The organism is Pontibacter sp. JAM-7 (assembly GCF_048548695.2).
Taxonomy (GTDB): domain Bacteria; phylum Pseudomonadota; class Gammaproteobacteria; order Pseudomonadales; family Balneatricaceae; genus Neptuniibacter.
Map to the genome: position 1 here is coordinate 124,555 of NZ_JBLYIF020000005.1, position 16,543 is coordinate 141,097.

Consider the following 16,543-nt stretch of genomic DNA (forward strand, 5'->3'; position numbering starts at 1 on the left):
CCTTTAGTCGAAGCAATAATTTCCCAGTCATTATTCCAATAAAAAGCCCGGCACATGCCGGGCTTTTTTATACTTCAAACATTATTCTGAGGCTGCTGCCAGGATACTGTTTAGTGTGGCGCTTGGGCGCATTACTTTTTTCACTGTAGCGCGGTCGGCATGATAGTAACCGTCCAGGTCAGCCGGCTTACCTTGTATGGCTGACAGTTCTTCCAGTACTTTATCTTTGTTATCTGCCATGGTTTTAGCCAGTGGCGCAAAATGTGATGCCAGTTCAGTGTCATCGGTTTGATTAGCAAGCGCTTCGGCCCAATACATACCCAGGTAGAAGTGGCTGCCGCGGTTATCCAATTCGCCGGTTTTACGTGATGGCGATTTATTGTTTTCCAGCAGTTTACCGGTTGCCTTATCCAGGGTAGCGGCCAGAACCCGGGCGCGAGGGTTGTCGTTTTTCCGGCCCATATCTTCCAGAGAAACAGCCAGAGCCAGGAACTCACCCAGGGAGTCCCAGCGCAGGTGGTTTTCTTCTTCAACCTGCTGTACGTGTTTTGGTGCTGAACCACCTGCGCCAGTTTCGTACATACCACCGCCTTTCAGCATTGGTACGATGGACAGCATCTTGGCGGATGTACCCAGTTCCATGATTGGGAACAGGTCGGTCAGGTAATCACGCAGTACGTTACCGGTGACGGAGATAGTATCTTTGCTGCGAACCAGTCGATCCAGAGTGTAACGCATTGCCTGGTTGTAAGACTTGATGTGGATCTCGAGGCCTTCTGTATCTAGCTCCTGCAGGTAGGCTTCAACCTTCTTGGTCAGTTCCAGATCGTGCGCACGCTCCTGGTCCAGCCAGAAGACAGCGGGTGTGTCTGACAGGCGGGCGCGGTTTACGGCCAGCTTGACCCAATCACGAATAGGTTCATCTTTGGTTTGGCAGGCACGCCATATGTCGCCTTTATCCACTTCGTGCTGCATCAAAACTGTGCCGTCAGCAGCCACAACGCGCATGATGCCATTTTCTTTCAGTTCGAAGGTTTTGTCATGAGAGCCGTATTCTTCAGCTTTCTTGGCCATCAAGCCAACGTTAGGTACAGAGCCCATGGTGGTTGGATCGAATGCGCCGTTAGTTTTACAGAAGTTGATCATCTCCTGGTACATGCGGGCGTAGGTGGATTCTGGCATAACCGCTTTGGTGTCTTTAGGCTTACCATCAGGGCCCCACATTTTGCCACCGTTACGGATCATTGCAGGCATAGAGGCGTCGACGATAACGTCAGAAGGCACGTGCAGGTTGGTGATACCTTTTACAGAATCAACCATTGCCAGCTCTGGACGGTTTTCGTAACACGCGTGGATATCTTCTTCGATCTCTTCGCGGTGAGAGCGAGGTAGGCTAGCAATTTTGTCGTAAACACTGCCCAGACCATTATTTGGGTTTACACCCAGCTCTTCAAACAGGGCGCCGTGCTTGTCGAACACGTCTTTATAGAAGACAGTGACGGCATGACCAAATACGATAGGGTGGGATACTTTCATCATGGTCGCTTTCACGTGCAGTGACCACATGACACCCGTGTCTTTAGCATCATTCAGGGATTCTTCAAAGAACTCGCGCAGCGCCTTGCAGCTCATGCGCATGCTGTCCAGGACTTCGCCTTTTTCCAGAGATAGCTCTTTTTTGACTTCAACATTACCGCTGGCGTTGATGAACTCAATGCGCACATCACCGGCATCGGCCATGGTGATTGACTGTTCAGCAGAGAAGAAGTCACCTTGTCGCATCCAGTCTGCATGGGTGCGGGATGCTTTGCTCCAGTCGCCCATGGAGTGAGGGAATTTGCGGACAAAGGCTTTAACGGCAGCAGGCGCGCGGCGGTCAGAGTTGCCTTCGCGCAGCACCGGGTTAACGGCGCTGCCCAGAATTTTGGTGTAACGATCACGGATGGCTTTTTCAGCATCTGTCTGTGGGGCTTCAGGCAGTGCTGGGACGTCATAACCTTGGGCCTGCAGTTCAGCGATGCAGGCTTTCAGTTGGGGTACAGATGCACTGATGTTTGGTAGTTTGACGATGTTGGCATCTGGGTCCTGAGTCAGGTCGCCGAGAAAAGCCAGGCCATCTTCAACTTTCTGAGACTCAGTCAGGTTTTCGGGGAATGCAGAAAGCACACGGCTTGCCAGTGAAATGTCAGTGATTTGTACATCGATATTGGCGCAGGAAGTGAAGGTGCGCACAATTGGCAGTAAAGAGCAGGTGGCCAGAGATGGAGCTTCGTCTGTCAGGGTATAATAGATGGTGTGCTTATTTGTAGTCATTGTATTCCCCAAATAATTTATGGCATTTGGCCAAGGGCTCGAATCAGGGTGACTTTTGGTCGCCCGTCTCTACTTTGTCGAGCCTGATGGTCGTGTTTCGGCGCATAAGTATACAGAAAAAGCCCTTCGGGTCATACGTCAGGAGTATGCACTTAAGGCTAATATCTGTTGTGTTTTTACAACTATAACGCGGTTTTGGTCGACTAAGTGCTATATAAATGGGTGCAATAAGCTAATTTGTAGTGGTTTCCACTACAAATTACTACAAACTCAAAATCTTACTGTGCGCGATTTTTGTGCCTAATCAGTTTGCTAGAAAAAGATAGACCGGGATTTATGACTATGGAATGATCGCTAGCCATACTAATAAATTCGGCGCGACAATGGCCTCGCCTTGTGGAGAATTAGGCATGCTTAGTTATCGTCATGCGTATCATGCGGGCAACTTCGCTGATGTGCTCAAGCATGTGGTTCAAGTTGAGATTCTCCGCTATCTCTCGCAAAAACAGAAGCCAATTCACTATATCGATACTCACGCTGGCAGTGGTCTGTATCGGCTGCATCAGACTGGTTTGCGAAGGGCTGAATATCTGGATGGGGTGGCGCGGCTGGAGCGTAGTTGTTTTCCTGAGTTGCAGTCCTATTTTGCTGCAATAGATGCAGCTGGTGAAAGGCTGGGTGAGACCTGTTATCCGGGCTCGCCAGCGTTTGCTATACACTGTTTGCGTGCTCAAGACAGGGCCTGGCTGTTTGAGCTTCATAACAATGAGGTTAATATTCTGCGGCAGCATTTGGCTGCAGATAATAGGGTTAAAGTGGAGCATGCGGATGGGTTCGTGGGGGCGTTGCAGCGCGTGCCGCCGATTAGTCGTAGGGGGCTGATATTAATTGATCCGCCATATGAGCTTAAAGAAGATTATGAGCGGGTTCTGGTCACGCTGCAAAAAATGCATAAGCGTTTTGCTACTGGTGTCTACGCGATATGGTATCCGGTGGTGGATCGGTCGCGCATCGTGTTGCTTGAGCGGCGTTTGCAAGCCTGTGGTCTGGGCAACATTCAATTGTTCGAGCTATCGGTTACTGCGGATACCGCTGCGCGTGGTATGACCGGTGCTGGAATGGTGGTTGTTAATCCTCCCTGGGCATTATTTGACTATATGCAGGTGCTTTTGCCGAAGCTGAAGCAGGTGTTGGGGCAGGGTGTAGGCGCTGATTATCGTTGTCTGCAGTTAGTTGATTAAATAGCATCATCTACACTTAGCGGTATACCAAGCCATGCAGCTGCTTGGTGGTGTGTCCTTAAGGTGAATTGAATATGGCTGGCGATATGCGTCTTGCGTCTGGCGGATCTAGTCGTAAAATGGCCTCCTCAAATAACCGGGGAGGGGATGAAATGTCCGTACAAGAAAATAAGCCTGTACCGCCGGGGGATAATGAGTGCTGTGAAAGTGGTTGCACTCCTTGTGTCTGGGATACCTATTATGAAGACCTGCAAGCCTGGCAGAATGCGCAGAAACCGGTGAGCAAACCAGAAGACAGTTAATCGCAGTGGTTTGGTTTATTTAACTTTCGGTTGGCTGATTTTTTAACGTGTTCATGTGTTCTTGTCTGGCTCTTTGTCTATTATCGTGGGTTGGATATCACCACGCAGGTGCGCAGCTTTTCAGCGCCAAAGCCTGACATAAGGGCAAAATCTTCCCTGGCGATCGGCACATACTGACAGTCAAAAGCATCCTGCTTGCCGGTTTCAGGATCGGGGTCGTGCACATAAAGGCAGTTATCATCGATGCCCGATATGGTGACCCAGTGCGGTGCTTTTCGGCCATCCATGCGGTATGTGCTGATTAAAATAATGATGCTGTGACCTGACTCAATCCATTGGGCGATGTGGTCCTGTGTGATCTCCTGATGATAGATAGCCAATCCTTGCTGCTGCGCGGTCGCGCGAAATTGCTTATCGACATTACGTATCACCTCTTTTTTTGCTGGCGTACGCACTCCGTTAATAAATAATGGCTCCTGGGTGTTCAGGTAAACGTTGGCTGCAAATCCTCTGTGGTGAGCTGCCAATGCTAACCCTATCGGATGACATCCACCGTGGCCTGAGGTCATGAATATGGTTGTGGCCTCGCGCCAGATAGCGAGCTCGCTGGTCTGGTTCATGATGACAGTGTTATCCAGTCCTGCCATTGCCATCATCAGTGCAGCGGGGCCGCATGTAAAATCTGTGCTCTGTTGATACCAGGGTATGGTCCGATGCAGTGATGGTTCTGCTATGTTGCGAATCCGTTTCTGCATGCGAACTGCGTCCTGGTGATTTTGGTAATGGTGTTCGCGAAGCTCAAAAATTTTATAACCGAGTTTTTCGTATAGCGATATGGCGGCGCTATTGTTGCGTGCAACTTCCACTCGCATAAAAAAACGATTATGTGCGGCGGCTTTTTTCTCTGCTTCGACAAGTAGTTGCTTCGCTATGCCTTGTTTTTGATGCTTGCTGGATATTGCTAAGGAGTGGAGTCTGGCCAGTCGTGTGCCTTTGTGCAGTAAGATCAAGATATAGCCCTGAATCTCGTCACGTCGTTCCGCAATTAGAAAAATCCTATGACAAGTGTCAACCCAGTATTTCATTCTGCGTTTACTTAGCTGTTTATTTCCCGGTGCGGATTCCTCAAGTTTGACTAGCTGATCGATGTCGCTTCGAGTGGCCTCTCTAAGTCTGGCTGATGATGCGTTTTTTCGGTTGTTTGGTTGCTGCATTTTATTACCTTGTTTGGAGGATGAGACGCTATCAAGAAAGAGGAAGATTGTGACCGGTGCAGGAGCGGGTGGTTGTGGGCATTTGGTATTTGCTTGGATTATAGCTGCTGATTGTTTCGGTGTTATCGGTAATCTCAAGTGTTTGGCCGGGAACGGAAGGGAATAACATATTGTCGACAATATGGCTTTGTGTTGGTTAGACCTTAGTGGTCTAAATAGGCTGTTTAAGCGAATATTACTAGTTTTAACCCGGATATTACGCCTTATGTAGTAGTTTATTCGGTAATGAACTCGGCTAAAGTGTGGGCACAACCTGGAAGTGTCTACAATAATTACAGCTTCCATGCCTTAGTTAACCATAAGAATCAAAGGGCCTAAGCACATGTCCTATCAAGCAGAGTATTCACGTTCCATTGAAACCCCCGAGTTGTTCTGGGGCGAAAAAGCCGAGGCACTTGCTTGGTTTAAAAAGCCGGAGCAAATCCTTTCTACCGACGAAAATGGTATCTATCGTTGGTTTGCCGACGGTGAGATGAACACCGCGTATCTGGCGCTGGATTATCATGTAGAGAATGGCCTGGCGGATAACCTGGCAATTATCTATGACTCACCGGTTTCCAATCAGAAGCGTAAAATTACCTACCGTGAACTGCGTGATGATGTAGCAAAGTTTGCAGGTGTATTGAAAGCGCAGGGCGTTACCAAGGGTGACCGTGTTGTAATTTACATGCCGATGGTGCCTGAGGCGCTGGTGGCGATGCTGGCTGTTGCCCGGCTAGGAGCTATTCATTCCGTGGTTTTTGGTGGTTTTGCGCCACAAGAACTGGCGGTGCGTATTGATGATGCCGAGCCGAAAGTCATTGTTACCGCTTCCTGCGGTATCGAAATTGCCAAGGTTATCGAATACAAACCAATGCTGGATCAGGCGATTGAGAAGTCAGCCCATAAGCCGGATTGCTGTATTGTTTTACAGCGCCCGCAGGCCAAGGCTGAAATGATACCGGGTCGTGATCTTGATTGGCAGGATGCTGTCGCAAACGCAGAGCCAGCGGATTGCGTGCCAGTGAAGGGCACTGATCCGCTTTATATCCTTTATACCTCTGGCACCACGGGCAAGCCGAAAGGTGTGGTGCGTGATAACGGTGGTCATGCGGTCGCCATGAAGTATTCCATGCAGGCGATCTATAACGTCAAACCGGGTGATGTATTCTGGGCGGCGTCAGATGTGGGTTGGGTCGTTGGTCACTCCTACATTGTTTACGGGCCTCTGCTGGCAGGTTGTACCACCATCGTTTACGAAGGCAAACCGGTTCGTACGCCGGATGCAGGTGCATTTTGGCGCGTATGTGAAGAATATAAAGCGAAGGTGCTGTTTGCTGCGCCTACCGCGTTCCGTGCCATTAAAAAAGAAGATCCGGAAGCATCTGAGCTAGATAAATATGACTTGTCTTCTCTGGATGCCATCTTTATGGCAGGTGAGCGCCTGGATCCGCCGACTTATCACTGGACTATAGAAAAAACCGGTAAGCCGGTGATTGATCACTGGTGGCAGACGGAAAGTGGCTGGGCGATTTGTGGCAACATGACCGGTGTTGAAGCGTTACCGCCTAAGCCGGGTTCAGCAACGGTTCCGGTTACAGGTTTTAACGTGCAGATCCTCGATCCAGAGGGTAATGAGATGCCGGCCGGTGAGCAGGGTGCTATTGCGATTAAATTGCCTTTGCCGCCAAGCTGCTTGCCAACCGTATGGGGTGATTTCGAGCGTTTTCGTACCGGTTATCTGTCTGAATTCCCGGGCTATTACAGCTCTGGTGATGGTGGATACAAAGATGAAGACGGTTACGTCTTCATTATGGGGCGTACGGATGACGTCATTAATGTAGCGGGACATCGTCTGTCCACTGGGGAAATGGAAGAGATTGTTGCGGGTCATTCGGCTGTTGCGGAATGTGCAGTGATCGGTATCAATGATCCTTTGAAAGGCCAGGAACCGATTGGTCTGGTATTACTTAAAGATGGTGTTGATATCGATGAATCTGAGCTGCAGGCAGAGTTGGTAGCGATGGTGCGCGGTGAGATTGGCGCTGTCGCTTGTTTTAAGCGGACCATTGTTGTTCAGCGGCTCCCGAAAACCCGCTCTGGCAAAATCTTGCGTAAGTTGCTGCGTCAGATCGCTGATGGGCAGGACTACAGCGTGCCTTCAACCATTGATGATCCGGCCAGCCTGCCGGAGATCGAAGAGATCATGTCAAATAACGGCCTGGTTGCCAGTTCCTAAGAATATATTTTATTACCCTTGGCCTTGTGCAGGCGATCTTCGGATCGCCTTTTTTTGTTGATATCGCTTCCGGTCGTTAAGGATAGCGGCTCTGTGCAGCTGCGGTTTGAGGATTGGATGAAACTATAGTGTCGATAAGTAATCTTATGTTGCGTAAAAAAATGGTTGTTGCATGATGGTAATTGTGAGTTTGAGGTGCTAAGGTCAACTCAGCTCAAAACCGCGTCAGACGTGGATTTCGCTTTGAGATCGGGTCGGGAAAAATTCCCGGGAAGCATGATTAACCAAAAGATTATGTATTTCGTTCCAAAGTACCATGTCAGCCTGCGGGGTCACTTTTTATGATGCAACTATAGGTTGTCTTTCAATAACAAAAAGAGGAAATAGCTATGTGGACTAAGCCTGCTTACACAGATCTGCGTATCGGTTTTGAAGTAACTATGTACTTCGCTAACCGTTAATACGTAAGTTCTCCGCGTATGTCCTAATTACCCCGGCACGCCGGGGTAATTTATGTCAGAGCCCTGCAGTTTCATCTTTCTTTCGCTCTGATGTCCCTGCCAATAGCAAGATAACCAGATCCCATAAGCATGAAAGTACAAGTTTTAGGTTCCGCGGCTGGTGGTGGTTTTCCTCAGTGGAATTGTAACTGCCGCAATTGTGCTGGTGTTCGCGCCGGTACCATTAATGCAAAACCCCGTACCCAGTCCTCTATCACAGTGAGCGTCGATGGCGAACACTGGATTTTGTTCAACACTTCTCCGGATATTCGCGAGCAGCTCGCCAATTTTGCTCCAATGCAGCCAGCACGTGCGATCCGTGATACAGGTATCTCGGCCATTGTGTATATGGATAGCCAGATAGACCACACAACGGGTCTGTTGATGCTACGAGAAGGCTGCCCGCACAATATCTGGTGCACCGAAATGGTTGAGCAGGATTTATCGACCGGATTTCCAGTATTCAATATGTTGAAGCACTGGAATGGTGGCAACAATATTAACCGTATTCCAATTGGCGATGGCGACAACAGTTTTGTCGTTCCTCAGGTGCCTGAGCTGAAGCTGACAGCTATCCCGCTGCTGAGCAGTGCACCGCCATATTCACCACATCGTAATGATCCGCATCCGGGTGACAATATCGGTATCCAAATCGAAGATACCCGGACCGGCAAAAAATTGTTCTATGCACCTGGTTTAGGCCAGATTGAACCGCATTTACGCCCACTGATGGAAGATGCTGACCTGTTATTGGTAGATGGCACCATCTGGCAGGAAGATGAGCTGATTACCTCCGGTGTCGGAGACAAGCTGGGCGTACATATGGGGCATCTGCCGCAATCGGGAGAGGGTGGCATGATTGAGTATCTGGATACGCTAGAAAAACCGCGTAAGGTACTGATCCATATTAACAACACCAACCCCATTCTTGATGAAGATTCAGAGCAACGTGCCGAAGTAGAGCGGCACCAGATCGAAGTGGCTTACGACGGTATGTCTATCGAACTTTGATCAGCCCAGCGAGTCAGCAGAATAGGGTTCTTGCATAGAGGCTATTAAAATAATGAACTGCAAAACCGATGACCGTGCCCCGTTGACCCGGGAAGAGTTTGAAGCTGCCCTGCGAGCCAAGGGTGCGTATTATCACACTCAGCACCCTTATCATATTGCCATGTACGACGGCCAATGTACCCCGGAACAGATTCGTGGCTGGGTTGCTAATCGTTTTTACTACCAGATCAGTATTCCGGTCAAAGATGCTGCGATTATGGCTAACTGCCCTGATCGTGATGTGCGTCGTCACTGGGTACAGCGGATTCTGGATCACGATGGCTATGATGGCTCAGTTGGTGGTATTGAGGCCTGGTTACAGTTGGGTGAGTCTGTTGGTCTAACCCGTGAAGAGATTCTGTCACAGGAACATGTGTTGCCTGGTGTGCGCTTTGCGGTTGATGCGTATGTCAACTTTGCGCGTCGTGCCACCTGGCAGGAAGCGGCCAGCTCTTCTCTGACGGAACTGTTTGCGCCGACTATTCACCAGAATCGCCTGGATACCTGGCCTACTCACTATCCTTGGATTAAAGAAGACGGTTATCAGTATTTCCGTAACCGCTTGACCGAAGCGCGACGTGACGTGCAGCACGGACTCGACATCACGTTGGATTTTTACACCACCCGCACCGAACAGGAACGGATGTTGCAGATTCTTCAATTCAAGCTGGATGTGCTGTGGAGCATGCTTGATGCCATGACTATGGCGTATGAGCTGAACCGCCCACCGTTTCATACAGTGACCGATGAAAAAGTTTATCACCGAGGTCTGTTTTAATGTCGTCGCAGACTGATATTGTGCCGGAATCTGTTCCGGCACTGAATTCGATGTTCCGCTTTCAATGGGAAAAAGCACAGGATTGTTATGTGCTGCTTTACCCTGAAGGCATGATTCAGCTCAACGGGCCGGCCGGAGAGATAATGGCGATGGTTGATGGGCAGCGAAATGTTGCTGAAATCACCGCGTTGTTGCAGGCCAAGTTTGCCGATGCTGGTGATATCAGCGGAGACATCATAGAGTTTTTGGGGGCTGCCCATGAGCAACACTGGATCACCCTGTAACGGACAACCGACTCAACCGAACCTTGGTGCCAATGAGTCGGCTCAGGATAAAACCCACGGTAAACCTCTGTGGTTGTTGGCAGAGTTAACCTATAAGTGCCCACTGCAGTGCCCATACTGCTCTAACCCGTTGGATTTTGCTGATTTTGGTGGTGAGTTAACCACTCAGGAATGGCTTGATGTATTTCAGCAGGGGCGTGACCTTGGAGCTGTACAGTTAGGTTTTTCCGGTGGCGAGCCACTGGTCAGACAGGATCTGATTCAGCTGATTGGTGGTGCACATGACATGGGGTATTACACTAACCTCATTACTTCTGGGGTTGGCCTTAATGAGCGTAAAATGGCCGAGTTTCATAGTGCCGGCCTTGATCACATCCAGGTCAGTTTTCAGGCCAGTGATGAGTCGGTCAATAATATGCTTTCCGGTTCTCAAAAGGCGTTCCAGCAAAAATTGAAAATGGCGCGTGAAGTTAAAGCTCAGGGTTATCCTATGGTGCTTAACTTTGTGACTCACCGACATAATATTGATCGTATTGATCGCATTATTGAACTCTGCGTCGAGCTTGAGGCGGATTACGTTGAGCTGGCCACCTGCCAATATTATGGCTGGGCCTACGAAAACGTTGAACAGTTGTTGCCAACCCGCGACCAGTTGGAACGCGCGGAGCGTATTACCAATGAGTATCGGGACAAGCTGGCTGCTGAAGGTAATCCCATCAAGTTGATCTTTGTCACGCCTGATTATTACGAAGAGCGGCCAAAACGCTGTATGAATGGTTGGGGTGAGGTGTTTCTAACCGTCACTCCGGATGGCAAAGCATTGCCTTGTCACAGTGCCCGTATGCTGCCAATTGAATTCCCCAATGTGCGGGAGATGAGTTTGCAGCAAATATGGGATGACAGCCCCGGCTTTAATCACTTCCGAGGCAAGGACTGGATGAAAGAGCCTTGTCGCAGTTGCGATGAGCGAGATAAAGATCTCGGCGGTTGCCATTGCCAGGCCTATATGTTGACCGGTGATGCGCACAATGCTGATCCTGTTTGTAGCAAGTCTGAGCACCATGACTTGATTGTTCAGGCACGTCAGCGGGCTGAGCATGTGGAAAATGACCCGGCACAGTTTTTCTATCGCAATGAGAAAAACTCCCGCATCATTGTTAAAGGCTGATTATTGCGGGCACTCCGTCCGCAGCCCTGCTTCCTGTGTACACTATGACTGATTTTCCAGAGCAGCCCGGCTTCTGGCAGTCTGCTCTGGACGAGCAGACTGTTATCGCGGGTTCTGTTGAGTTTTCCCAGCCCGGTTTAAGCCCTGAAGGTGTGCCTTACTGGGTGGCGTATGAGCCTGAAGCCGAAGGGCGTAACTTGCTGTACCGCTGCTACGCAGGAATCACCGAATGCCTGACACCCAGCGGTTTTAGTGTTCGTAGTCGTGTGCATGAATATGGAGGGCAGGCCTGGTGTTTCATTGGTGATCAGGCGGTTGTATTTGTCAACGCTTCAGACCAGCAGTTGTATCATCAGACCGTATTGCCCAAGGTGGAGCCGCCGCGCAAACTCACGTGTGCAGAGCGCAGTCGCTTCATAGAGCCAGTGTATGATCAGCGTCGCCAGCGCCTTATCTGTGTTGAAGAGTGCCACCTGTCAGGCCGAGTCGACAATCGACTGGTGGCAGTGGACCTGTTGACCGGAGTTATTACCCCATTACATCAGGGCCATGATTTCTATGCCTATCCCACGTTATCTGCCAGTGGTGAACAATTAGCATTTATTGTCTGGAATCATCCTGTACAACCCTGGTTAAACACCTGCTGTTTCCGCGCTGATCTGACTGTCAGTGGTGACATCCTTATACTTCACGCTGTTACTGGCTCAACCTCAGACGTAGCTCTTTCCCAGCCTTACTTTCGTGATGATGGCACGCTGTATCTAGTCAGTGATGAAACGGGTTATTGGCAAGTGCACCAGGTTGTGGCTGATCACGTGCGTCCGCAACCGTTGTTAGATGACCCCATAAAGGCGGCGGATTGTATCAACGCGCCTTGGCAGAGCGGCTTTCGGCATTATGGCTATCGCTCATCAGGCCATTGGCTCACGATGGCTTTTCAGCATGCCGGCAGCAGGTTGCTGGTAGATCAAAACGACTTGCCGATAGAAGGCTTTAACTCGGTGCGTCATTTGGTGGTGGCTGATGATCAGGCGTTGTTGATTGCGGCCGGAGCACAGCGTTTACCCGCAGTATTGTTGTTGGATAGTAAAAACGGCATTCAACACTTGGCAGGTGGCGAGATGCCGCTCATAACATCTGAATGTTCTCTACCCGAGCCAGAGGTATTTGCAGATGACCAATCTCGCTGTTATGGCTATCTGTACAAACCTAAAAATAGCCGGTATGCAGCGTATGATTCAGCACCGCCGCTGGTGATTTTTCTGCATGGTGGTCCGACTGCGGCAACCTATCCGGTGCTGAATCTCAAATTGCAGTATTGGACTCAGCGCGGCTTTGCTGTGCTTGATCTTAATTATCGCGGCAGCAGTAATTATGGACGTGATTATCGGCTGGCATTAGCGGCCCGATGGGGGCAGGTGGAAATTGAGGATATTCGCCTAGCAGTGAGTCAGCTTATTGTCGCTGGTAAAGTAGATCCGCAAGCGATCTTTATTCGCGGCAACAGCTCAGGTGGTTACAGTGCTCTGAATGCCTTGTGTGAGCTGGATTGTTTTGCCGCCGGTGCCAGTCTTTATGGGGTCACTGACCCGCTTGCCCTAGGTAAGGTGACGCACAAGTTTGAGTCGTATTATTTGGACTGGTTAATCGCCGATCCACAGACTGGGCAGGCACAATATGCTGTAGTTTCTCCGCTGTGCAAGGTGGATAAGATTAAAGCGCCAGTGATTTTCTTTCAGGGCGGTCAGGACCCGGTGGTGGTGCCCGAGCAAACCCGGCAGATGGTGTCGGCTTTGCGCAATGCTGGCATACCGGTTGAGGAGTGTTATTTCCCTGAGGAAGGGCATGGCTTTCGCCAGCCGGACAATCTAATCAAGGTGTTGCAACGGGAATTGAAGTTCTACCAGGCTTATATCCTACCCAAATAAGCCGGGAACTTTTCCCGTATTTTATCGGGAAGAAGCTGCAGAAATTTTGCACTCAGGTAGCAAAGTCAGGCGTGACCTTACGTGTCAAAATTATCAACCTGTCATCGCTGTGGCATTGAAATTTGCTGTAACAATAATAATGGATCGATTATGAGTCAGAATAGGAATATATGGTTGCCCCTGATAGCCGGGGCCTTGGTGATGCCGAGTGCTGCTATGGCAGAAGACGTGACCCGTTTGCAAGGGGTGACCGTGATCGGTACCACACCATTGCATGGTGCAGGTTTGGAGAAAAAACGCGTGGCTGCTGCGGTTCAGACTGCGACCAGCGAAGATTTAGAAAAAGGTCAGGCGCTCAACCTGGCAGAGCACCTACGCAATAACTTCTCTAGTGTGACCATTAATGAGGCGGTAAATAACCCTTACCAGCCAGATGTACAATACCGTGGTTTTACAGCATCCCCTTTGCTGGGTTTGCCGCAGGGCTTGTCCGTCTATGTTAACGGTATCCGTTTCAATGAGCCGTTTGGCGATACGGTCAACTGGGATCTGCTGCCGGAAGGGGCAATTGACTCTATCAATCTGTTTGCTGGCTCAAACCCGGTGTTTGGTCAGAATACCCTGGGTGGTGCATTGTCGATCAAAACCAAGAATGGTTTTGATAATCCGGGCAGTCAGATTGAAACCTCGATTGGCGAAGATGGTCGTTTTAATCTGGAGGCGCAAACTGGCGGTAATGATGGTCAGATCGGTTACTACGTGATCGGCAATTATTATGAGGAAGATGGCTGGCGCGATTACTCCCCAAGTGAGGTCAAGCAGGGCCTGGCGACGTTGAGCTGGCGTGGCGAAGACAGTAGCCTGGAACTGACCGCCGCAGCAAATGATAACCAGTTGATTGGTAATGGTGCTGCACCGGAACTGCTGCTGAAAAATGAAGGCCGTGAATCCATTTACACCCAACCTGACCAGACTGAGACAGAACTGCGTTTGCTCTCATTGGCGGGCGATGCCTGGCTGAATGATAACGTCCAGGTGTCAGGGACGCTGTATTATCGCGATAACAAAATTAACACTCTGAATGGTGACGATAGTGACTATGAAGAGTGTGATGATGGTGGTTTCGAAACCCTGTGTGAAGGCGATGAAGACGATCCAATGTCGCTGGAACCGGTTGAGTTTGCCGGTTACGGCAGCATGACTCTGGAAGAGATTGATCCGACCCTGGACCCGGATGAGTTGGACGGTACTTTGAATACCTCCAGCACTGAGCAGGAAAGCATGGGTCTTGCCTCTCAGCTTACGTTCCTGAATGACCTGATGGGCAAAGAAAATCAGCTGACCGTTGGCTTCAACTATGATGCGGCGGATATCGATTTCCGCTCGGATACCCAGTTTGCGGTACTGCGTAATGACAGCTTGTCTGATGACCGTGGTGTCAGTGGCATCGGCTTGTATGATGTTGAATCCCAGGTTCGATTGAATGCCAAACAGTATAATATTGGCCTGTTTTTCACCGATACCCTGGCTCTGAATGATACGCTGGATCTGACATTTTCCGGTCGTTACAGCCGTACTCGGGTGAAGATGGAAGATTTGCTGGAAGACGGTGAGGGTTCACTGGATGGCAGTCATAGCTTTAACCGCTTCAATCCGGCGGTTGGCTTGGCCTGGAATCCGAATGATCAGACTTCCTGGTATGCCAGCTATAGCGAATCGTCGCGTGCGCCAACTCCGGCGGAGCTGAGCTGTGCTGACCCAGATGATCCATGCAAACTGCCAAACGGCTTTGTCTCTGATCCGCCGTTGGAGCAGGTGGTTGCCAAAACAGTTGAAGTGGGTGTGCGTGGCAATCAGGCGGATTATCAGTGGAATGCGGGTATCTTCCATACCATGAACCACGATGACATTATCTTCCAGCAGGCAGGTGATAGTCCGTCAGAAGGCTACTTTGCCAATGTGGGCAAAACACGCCGTCTAGGCTTGGAGCTGGCCGCTCAGAAGCAATATGACAATCTGTCATTGGGTCTGTCGTATACCTGGTTGGAAGCAACATTCCGCACACCTTACACCAGTTTTAGCCCTAACCATCCGTTAGGTGGTGATCGCCAGGTTGATAAAGGCGATGATATTCCGGGATTGCCGCAGCATGTAATTAAACTGGTGGCAGATTGGACGGTTACTTCGGCACTGGATCTGGGTGTGGAGGTTAACTATCAGAGCAGTCAGTTCTTCCGCGGTGATGAAGCCAACGATGATGACAAGCTGGATGGCTTTGCTGTCATTAACCTCAGAGGTCAGTACAAACTCTCTGAAAATGTTGAGCTTTTTGCTAAGATAGACAACCTTTTTGATAAAGAATACGAAACCTTTGGTGTCTATGGTGAAGCAGAAGAAGTGCTGGGCAGTGATTACGATGACGAAGTACGCTTTGTCGGCCCGGGTAAGCCACGTACCGGTGTTATCGGTTTGCGTGCTCGCTTCTGATTCAGCTTATGCAGTAACGGAAATGCTGCATGATGCGTAGCATTTCCATCTCCTTCTTTGTGCCAGCTTTGATTTTTTCATTGCTGGCACATTTTGTTTTGGCTGTTTACTGGTTATATAAACCGCTTGAGCCTCAATTGGAGCCGGTGTTACTGACCAGAACTGTTGATGTGACTTTACGTCAATCAGACACGCCAGAAGAGCTTCAGCCGGCACCAGAGCCGGAACCAGAGCCGGCACCAGAGCCGGAACCAGAGCCGGAACCAGAGCCGGAACCAGAGCCGGAACCAGAGCCGGAACCAAAACCGGAACCAAAACCGGAACCAAAACCGGAACCAAAACCGGAACCAAAACCGGAACCAAAACCGGAACCAAAACCAAAACCGGAACCAAAACCTCAGTCGACGCTGAATAAATCATCGCCGCTGATTAATGGCGTGCTTAAGGAAGTGGTTCGCAGCCCACAGTACCGAGAGAGTCCCAGGGCTCCAGAGTATCCGCGAAAGGCGTTACGCCGAAAACTGGAGGGCATGGTTATGATCAGGGTCCTGGTCGGTGCGGATGGCGCTAACCAGCGGGTGATTATTCAGCAGAGCAGTGGTCATGAAGTGCTGGATCAAGCGGCGCTAGAAGCGGTGACAAAGTGGCGTTTTGTTCCGTCCCGTTATGCAGGCAAAGCGGTTGCTGCTTGGGTAGAAGTGCCGGTCAACTTCAAGCTGCGTTAAACCTGTGCTGAAAGCTTAAAAGGCTTGGTCATTTGCCTACGGCCTAAAGTATAAGGCTATATAGCTCTGTTGCAGAATCGCAATTCAACCATGAATTTAGCACAATTGACCTACTCAGGACCTGCCAGTCCTTTGTGTATATCCACTCTGGCACTTGAGTTATCTATCTAAGAGCTCTAACCGTCATATTACAGCCTGCCTAGCAGGCTTTTTTTTGTCTGTTTTTCGCTGCAAGGCACTGCTCCGAGATCATCTGTATGGTGATGGGTGTGCGG

At 49.9% G+C, this 16,543-nt stretch carries 13 protein-coding genes; 11 read left to right on the forward strand and 2 right to left on the reverse strand.

What is annotated here, in order from left to right; genetic code table 11:
• Positions 1 to 81 precede the first annotated feature (81 nt).
• Positions 82 to 2,313, reverse strand: a complete 2,232-nt coding sequence (locus ACFVYJ_RS08425) for an NADP-dependent isocitrate dehydrogenase (RefSeq protein ID WP_419415120.1) — start codon at positions 2,311 to 2,313, stop codon at positions 82 to 84.
• A 410-nt stretch (positions 2,314 to 2,723) separates the two neighbouring features.
• Between ACFVYJ_RS08425 and ACFVYJ_RS08430 the strand changes: the two genes are divergently transcribed.
• Together ACFVYJ_RS08430 and ACFVYJ_RS08435 are read left to right on the forward strand one after the other, a co-directional pair.
• Positions 2,724 to 3,554: a 23S rRNA (adenine(2030)-N(6))-methyltransferase RlmJ gene (locus ACFVYJ_RS08430; RefSeq protein WP_419415119.1), complete on the forward strand. Its 831-nt coding sequence runs from the start codon at positions 2,724 to 2,726 to the stop codon at positions 3,552 to 3,554.
• A 152-nt stretch (positions 3,555 to 3,706) separates the two neighbouring features.
• The gene (locus ACFVYJ_RS08435; RefSeq protein WP_419415118.1) at positions 3,707 to 3,856 is read left to right on the forward strand and encodes an oxidoreductase-like domain-containing protein; all 150 of its coding nucleotides are present in this window, start codon (positions 3,707 to 3,709) and stop codon (positions 3,854 to 3,856) included.
• 80 nt (positions 3,857 to 3,936) lie between these two features.
• Here the strand turns inward: ACFVYJ_RS08435 and ACFVYJ_RS08440 are convergent, their stop codons facing one another.
• A complete protein-coding gene (locus ACFVYJ_RS08440) occupies positions 3,937 to 5,070 on the reverse strand; it encodes a GNAT family N-acetyltransferase/peptidase C39 family protein (RefSeq protein ID WP_419415117.1) in 1,134 nt (377 codons plus the stop codon).
• A 382-nt stretch (positions 5,071 to 5,452) separates the two neighbouring features.
• Here ACFVYJ_RS08440 and ACFVYJ_RS08445 point away from each other — a divergent pair, with 382 nt between their 5' ends.
• From ACFVYJ_RS08445 to ACFVYJ_RS08485, 9 genes are all read left to right on the forward strand, one after another.
• A complete protein-coding gene (locus ACFVYJ_RS08445; protein WP_419415116.1) occupies positions 5,453 to 7,348 on the forward strand; it encodes a propionyl-CoA synthetase in 1,896 nt (631 codons plus the stop codon).
• Between the two features lie 389 nt (positions 7,349 to 7,737).
• The gene (gene pqqA / locus ACFVYJ_RS08450; protein WP_003243383.1) at positions 7,738 to 7,809 is read left to right on the forward strand and encodes a pyrroloquinoline quinone precursor peptide PqqA; all 72 of its coding nucleotides are present in this window, start codon (positions 7,738 to 7,740) and stop codon (positions 7,807 to 7,809) included.
• Between the two features lie 129 nt (positions 7,810 to 7,938).
• The gene (pqqB, locus tag ACFVYJ_RS08455) at positions 7,939 to 8,859 is read left to right on the forward strand and encodes a pyrroloquinoline quinone biosynthesis protein PqqB (protein ID WP_419415115.1); all 921 of its coding nucleotides are present in this window, start codon (positions 7,939 to 7,941) and stop codon (positions 8,857 to 8,859) included.
• A 52-nt stretch (positions 8,860 to 8,911) separates the two neighbouring features.
• A complete protein-coding gene (gene pqqC / locus ACFVYJ_RS08460) occupies positions 8,912 to 9,676 on the forward strand; it encodes a pyrroloquinoline-quinone synthase PqqC (RefSeq protein WP_419415114.1) in 765 nt (254 codons plus the stop codon).
• Positions 9,676 to 9,960 (forward strand): pyrroloquinoline quinone biosynthesis peptide chaperone PqqD, encoded by a 285-nt coding sequence (gene pqqD / locus ACFVYJ_RS08465; protein WP_419415113.1) that lies wholly within the window; start codon positions 9,676 to 9,678, stop codon positions 9,958 to 9,960. Before pqqC ends, pqqD begins: the two co-directional genes overlap by 1 nt.
• Positions 9,935 to 11,128 (forward strand): pyrroloquinoline quinone biosynthesis protein PqqE, encoded by a 1,194-nt coding sequence (pqqE, locus tag ACFVYJ_RS08470; RefSeq protein WP_419415112.1) that lies wholly within the window; start codon positions 9,935 to 9,937, stop codon positions 11,126 to 11,128. Before pqqD ends, pqqE begins: the two co-directional genes overlap by 26 nt.
• 44 nt (positions 11,129 to 11,172) lie before the next feature.
• Positions 11,173 to 13,056 carry an alpha/beta hydrolase family protein gene (locus ACFVYJ_RS08475; RefSeq protein WP_419415111.1) on the forward strand — a complete coding sequence of 628 codons (1,884 nt, stop codon included), beginning with the start codon at positions 11,173 to 11,175 and terminating at the stop codon, positions 13,054 to 13,056.
• Between the two features lie 150 nt (positions 13,057 to 13,206).
• Positions 13,207 to 15,543: a TonB-dependent receptor gene (locus tag ACFVYJ_RS08480; protein WP_419415110.1), complete on the forward strand. Its 2,337-nt coding sequence runs from the start codon at positions 13,207 to 13,209 to the stop codon at positions 15,541 to 15,543.
• A gap of 29 nt (positions 15,544 to 15,572) precedes the next feature.
• Positions 15,573 to 16,268, forward strand: a complete 696-nt coding sequence (locus ACFVYJ_RS08485; RefSeq protein WP_463255154.1) for an energy transducer TonB — start codon at positions 15,573 to 15,575, stop codon at positions 16,266 to 16,268.
• The last annotated feature ends 275 nt before the right edge of the window (positions 16,269 to 16,543 follow it).

Bases quoted from the DNA above. Each gene is read 5' to 3' on its own strand.
- ACFVYJ_RS08430 (WP_419415119.1), top strand. From the start codon at position 2,724: ATGCTTAGTTATCGTCATGCGTATCATGCGGGCAACTTCGCTGATGTG.
- pqqD (WP_419415113.1), top strand. From the start codon at position 9,676: ATGTCGTCGCAGACTGATATTGTGCCGGAATCTGTTCCGGCACTGAAT.
- ACFVYJ_RS08440 (WP_419415117.1), bottom strand. From the start codon at position 5,070: ATGCAGCAACCAAACAACCGAAAAAACGCATCATCAGCCAGACTTAGA.
- pqqC (WP_419415114.1), top strand. From the start codon at position 8,912: ATGAACTGCAAAACCGATGACCGTGCCCCGTTGACCCGGGAAGAGTTT.
- ACFVYJ_RS08485 (WP_463255154.1), top strand. From the start codon at position 15,573: ATGATGCGTAGCATTTCCATCTCCTTCTTTGTGCCAGCTTTGATTTTT.
- pqqE (WP_419415112.1), top strand. From the start codon at position 9,935: ATGAGCAACACTGGATCACCCTGTAACGGACAACCGACTCAACCGAAC.
- ACFVYJ_RS08435 (WP_419415118.1), top strand. From the start codon at position 3,707: ATGTCCGTACAAGAAAATAAGCCTGTACCGCCGGGGGATAATGAGTGC.
- ACFVYJ_RS08475 (WP_419415111.1), top strand. From the start codon at position 11,173: ATGACTGATTTTCCAGAGCAGCCCGGCTTCTGGCAGTCTGCTCTGGAC.
- ACFVYJ_RS08480 (WP_419415110.1), top strand. From the start codon at position 13,207: ATGAGTCAGAATAGGAATATATGGTTGCCCCTGATAGCCGGGGCCTTG.
- ACFVYJ_RS08425 (WP_419415120.1), bottom strand. From the start codon at position 2,313: ATGACTACAAATAAGCACACCATCTATTATACCCTGACAGACGAAGCT.
- pqqB (WP_419415115.1), top strand. From the start codon at position 7,939: ATGAAAGTACAAGTTTTAGGTTCCGCGGCTGGTGGTGGTTTTCCTCAG.
- ACFVYJ_RS08445 (WP_419415116.1), top strand. From the start codon at position 5,453: ATGTCCTATCAAGCAGAGTATTCACGTTCCATTGAAACCCCCGAGTTG.